The following is a 4,915-nucleotide window of genomic DNA, read 5'->3' on the forward strand; positions in this document are numbered from 1 at the left end:
GGCGGTCTGGGGTGCTGTCCTGCGGCCGGCCCCGTGGGGATGGCGTGGGACAAGGGAAGCGCTGCCGGGGCCGCGGCGCGGTGCGGTTGGCTGCGGAGCGGGGAAGAGCCCGGACCACAACAAAACCCCTGGGCAAGAGATGCTGAATATTGACGTCCGAGCAGCATAGGCACGATTCGTCAGGCATGTTCGGGTCGGTAATGCCTACCGATCCAGGAAAAGGTTTTGACTTCCGCCTGAGCACTTGAGAATCCACAGTGAGTCTTTGGCCACTGGAGGAAGAAGTCAACGGGCGCGGGACCGAATGCTGGTCCTTTTCAACTGCTCTCTCTGCGCTCATGAGCAGGCACCTTCAGTTTGGCACCGAACTCGTTGACGAACGTCTCGAAGGGATTGGGTGAAGTTGTCATTACCCGAGGCTGCATCGCTGCTGATAAACGAGGAGTGCCCCGATACCCTTGACAGCGCCAAGGCGATGATCGAGCCGCACGAGGCTTCTGAATCGTTGAAAAACAAGTACTCCAGGGTAGGAGCGGGTGCCAGTTGGCAATAGACCGGTACGGGCGTTTTGCGCGGAGTTCTCCCGCCCGTCCTTGCCTGACGGGTTCACCCGATTGCTGATGCGGGCCTCTGTACAGAAAACGTGGCAGAGAACGTGGCGACCAATGGATTGCACTCCATGATGCCGGCCATAGGCTTCGCGACCACGGATTTTTCGATACCCACAGGGCATACTCCTGGATAGAGCAATCGCGAGGAAGCTCCAACCCACGGACACGTATGCGATGGATATTTCCCGAACCGCCAGGGGACCAACATCTGGTGATGGCGCTAGTCCGGCCTCGCGTTTAGCAGCGCCGTGCGAGTTCCGTTGGCGACAAGTTCTCGGCGTACGCGTGCTTCAGCCATTTGCATGGCTTAGTCTCCCTTGAGTCATGCAGTTACTCATGCTGGGACCTGTGTTCCTTGAGTCGATACCTTCATCGTCGTGCTGGCGGCTCGAGGAGCCTCGACCTCGTATCGTGGCAACCGATGCCGGCCAGCCATTTGCGCATTGCGGCGGCGCGGACCTTGCCTCATTTTCCCTAAACGAAGCCTTCGACGATGCCCAGATGGTCGTCGATGGTCTTAGCCTGGCAGAGTATCCAGACCCGGGCGGGACCTCGGCACCCGTTCGATCAGCTGCATAACCGTGTGGCGGAAAGTGCCTGACGATTCACTGACGGAGTGAAATGACAACGCTGTTTCGTCGTAAGCTCTGTAGATTTCTTAGATGCCTCGGCCATGGCTCGTACGGAGCGGCTTCCGTGATCCGATGCGCATTGACAACTGGAATCGTCATCATTGATGGTGGAGCGCCAATGGGCATAGGTGACTTTTCATATGGCTAGTGACGAGAAAGAGATGATTGCGCCACGGTTCGCGGCCGCCTGCCGCAGCCTTTCGTCGGCGCTTACTGTCGCTCCAGGCGCTGTCAGATGTAGTGTCTGAACTATGAGCCCAAATGACCAGGAAGTCAGACCACGCATGCGACGCAATAAGAAATTGCTTGATGAGCTCACGGCGAGATTTCCTGCAGGCATGGTATCCGTTAGTGAGTCCGTGCTCATGGAAAATTCGAGAGATTTCGGCCAACTGGCAGATGAGCCCATGATGCCACTCGCTGTCGTTTTTCCAACAAAAGTTGGGCAAGTTCAGGAACTAATGCAGCTGGCCAGTGAACACCGGCTCTCGGTGATCAGCCGCGGTGCTGGTACTGGCGTATCGGGCGCCGTCCATGTCACTAATGAAGCTATCATCCTGAATCTCAGCAAGATGAACAGGATCATCGAGATTCGGCCTCAGGACGAAGTCGCGGTCGTCGAGCCCGGCGTGATTAACCATCATTTGAATCTTGCCGTCTCCGAGTTCGGTCTGATGTACGCTCCGGATCCGGCAAGTTACAAGATGTCGACCATCGGTGGAAACATTGCGACGAACGCCGGGGGATTGCGTTGCGCGAAGTACGGTGTCACCCGGGAGTCGGTTCTTGGGCTAGACGTTGTCTTGGCGGACGGGAGCCTAATACATGTTGGAAAGAATACGTTCAAGGGCGTTGCCGGCTATGATCTGACAGCCTTGTTCACAGGTTCCGAAGGAACATTGGGTGTGATCGTTCGCGCGGTGCTACGGCTTCGTTATTTGCCCGTTGACGAACGAGACGTCGCATTAGTTTTCGAGGATCTTGAAGTTGCTGTCGAAGGAGTCCAAAGGATTGCCAAGGCACGTATCCAACCAGCGATTCTGGAGTTGATCGATCACGCAACGATGAAGGTCTTGGACGCACAGTATGGGACAGCTCATGCTGGCAGTGGCGGTGCAATGCTGCTCGTTCGACTAGACGGATATGGTGCAGAGCAAGAAGAAGCGGTTCTTCGTGAAACCTTCAAGAACGACTCCGTACGGCTGAGCGAGAGCGGCGATGAATCTGCAACGGCTCTCATTGAAATGCGTCGCACCAGCCGTGGAGATGCGAAAGACGATGCGTACCGTACTGGTGAAGACGTAGCCGTCCCCAAAAGTCTCATGGTTGAGTACGTTCATCGTGTGCAACAGGCCGCGAGGCAAGAACAGGTTCAGTTGAGGCTGATTTCCCACGCCGGTGACGGAAACCTGCATCCGACGTTCTACGTCGACCCCTCGGATGGGCCGAACCCGCTGGAGCGACTGGACCGCGCTGTGCAGGAGTCCGTTCGCATTGCCCTTGAAATGGGAGGCACGATTACAGGCGAGCACGGCGTCGGACTCATCAAGAAAGACTGGCTCCCCTGGGAGCAATCCAGCCAAGTTATCGAATTGCAGCAAAAGATCAAGGGGCTGCTGGATCCAATGAACATATTGAACCCGGGCAAGGCGATATAGACTGCGACAAGCGCTTCTATTACGACAGATACGTACGATGACAATCGAATCGAAGCCTCGATTATGCGATCTGAGGTAACCGGGTGTAGAGTAAAAACGTTCTTGATTACGGGATATGGCGCAGTTTGGTAGCGCGCGTCGTTCGGGACGACGAGGTCGCAGGTTCAAATCCTGTTATCCCGACCAGAACGCAAGGAGGAATCTTCGGATTCCTCCTTGTTGTTTAACTGAAGCTCACAAATGCAGGCCGAACAGGCAGCGAGTCTTAGATCACTATCGAAAAGCTACTCAGGATGTGCGATATCCAGAATTACTGTGTATAGTTATATCTCGTGCTAAGGCATCCAAAAGATCATTACCTAGGTAATTGATTCTGGCGGAGGCCAAGTCATATTGGGATATGGTGTAATTGGCAACACAACGGTTTCTGGTTCCGTCATTCTAGGTTCGAGTCCTGGTATCCCAGCGCTTCACTGGAGCAATTCGGTGAGCTGAAGGAAACTTCAGCATACGGCCCCATCGTATAGCGGCCTAGTACTCCGCCCTCTCACGGCGGCAACACGGGTTCGAATCCCGTTGGGGTCACAAATCTAAACGCGGAACTTCGGTTCCGCGTTTTTTGTTTGACCAGTTCTTCTTGTCCGTCCGCAGGAAGAGAGTTCTTGACTCCGGGCTAGAGGCCAAAATGTGGGCTATAGGCAATAAAGTGTGTCTGGCCCGGACAGGTCGCCAAGGCCAGACCCCACTATTCACAAGATTCGCCACGCTGGCTGCAGAACCAATGAGAACCGGATAAGGGCTTGGGCCTATGGTGCGTACAAAGCGGAGTAGCTATGCGTTGGGGCCCGACTAGTTTCTTGGACCCAAAGTTCATGGTCATGCCAAGAGCTTGGGATAAGGAGCTGCGCACTTGGGCCGACAGCAATCGAAAGCAGTATGGCGACGCCCTGTGGGGCAACGAATGGTTCCACTAATTGACCGAACATCGATGGCGGCACTACAAGCCGGCCTTGTTTCCCGATGAGGTCATACTGTATGAAAATCCGAGTGGGGTCCAGGCACGTGCGGTCAGCAAGCCATCGATTCATGGACATCTCCGCTAGCCCGCGCTTATTGGGTGACAAGTCATATGATTCTGGTCTGCGTTGAATTTGACGCCGCGAACGTCAACAGGCGGGCATTGACACTGCTCTCGTCGGACATGTCCAACACAGGGTGCAAGACATCTGCTGTATCAGTGGACCACGGATGCGACTACTAGCCAGGAACCATCCCGGATTGCTGTCGTTGGGTAAGCGGTTTGTTTTAGGAGGGAAGGTCGCCCTAGGGCTTAGTCTCACCGCGGTTACACGGAAACTTGGCAGCGTCAGATACCAAGACATCGTCGCAACGGATACCAGGAGTGAACCCATACATCGAACCGGGCAGCTATGAAACTCAATGAACTGTAGCTGGCGTCATCAGCTCATGCTGTCGACGGGATAAGGCCCATTGCCATGCTGTCCGTTCTGCCGGTGACCTCCGGCAGCATTCGGAGAGAACACCGCTTACAAGATTTCGACTGGCTGGCCCCGAGCCCGCAGTATCCAGCAAGCAGGGAACCGCGCTCTCCACAGACCGGAGCTCGTGCTGTCACGTTGGTGTGGCGCGGCAGCCTGTCCGGAGAGCAGGCGACATTGGGGAACTGCTTATCGTGCGCACCGGCCCTCTAATGCCTGTGGCGACAGTCACCCGGAAAAGTAGCCCTACGATTTGTAAGTGCCGAAAAAGGTGTGTATAGTTTTTATCTGTCGCCGAAACAAGGTTCGAGGAAATCTGAACCGAATTCGAAGCGAAAATCTCCGAGATTCAAATGATCTAAAAGATTTCTTTTGCAATTTCGGAAACTAACGCTGGACGATATCGCCTCCTGGAATAGGGGTGGCGGAGAACCGGTAAGTGTTTGTTGTTTGAGAACTCAATAGTGTGCCAAGTTTGTTGATACCAAATTATTTTTTGTTTGGTGAATACGAAA

Annotated in this window: 1 protein-coding gene and 3 tRNA genes; all 4 read left to right on the forward strand. The window is 54.6% G+C overall.

Annotated elements, in window-relative coordinates; genetic code table 11:
* The first annotated feature begins 1,494 nt into the window (after window positions 1–1,494).
* The 4 genes from RF641_RS17465 to RF641_RS17480 all read left to right on the forward strand — a co-directional run bounded on the left by RF641_RS17465 (window position 1,495) and on the right by RF641_RS17480 (window position 3,486).
* Complete coding sequence (locus RF641_RS17465; protein ID WP_424573727.1) at window positions 1,495–2,901, forward strand: FAD-binding oxidoreductase; 1,407 nt, start codon at window positions 1,495–1,497, stop codon at window positions 2,899–2,901.
* Window positions 2,902–3,010: 109 nt separating this feature from the next.
* A tRNA-Pro gene (locus tag RF641_RS17470) sits at window positions 3,011–3,087 on the forward strand.
* Between the two features lie 208 nt (window positions 3,088–3,295).
* Window positions 3,296–3,367, forward strand: a tRNA-Gln gene (locus tag RF641_RS17475).
* Window positions 3,368–3,413: 46 nt separating this feature from the next.
* Window positions 3,414–3,486, forward strand: a tRNA-Glu gene (locus tag RF641_RS17480).
* Window positions 3,487–4,915 lie beyond the last annotated feature (1,429 nt).

This window comes from Arthrobacter sp. 'calajunan', assembly GCF_046940185.1.
Lineage (GTDB): Bacteria > Actinomycetota > Actinomycetes > Actinomycetales > Micrococcaceae > Glutamicibacter > Glutamicibacter soli.

Coding starts and splice junctions, on each gene's coding strand:
- RF641_RS17465 (WP_424573727.1), top strand. CDS start 1,495: ATGAGCCCAAATGACCAGGAAGTCAGACCACGCATGCGACGCAATAAG.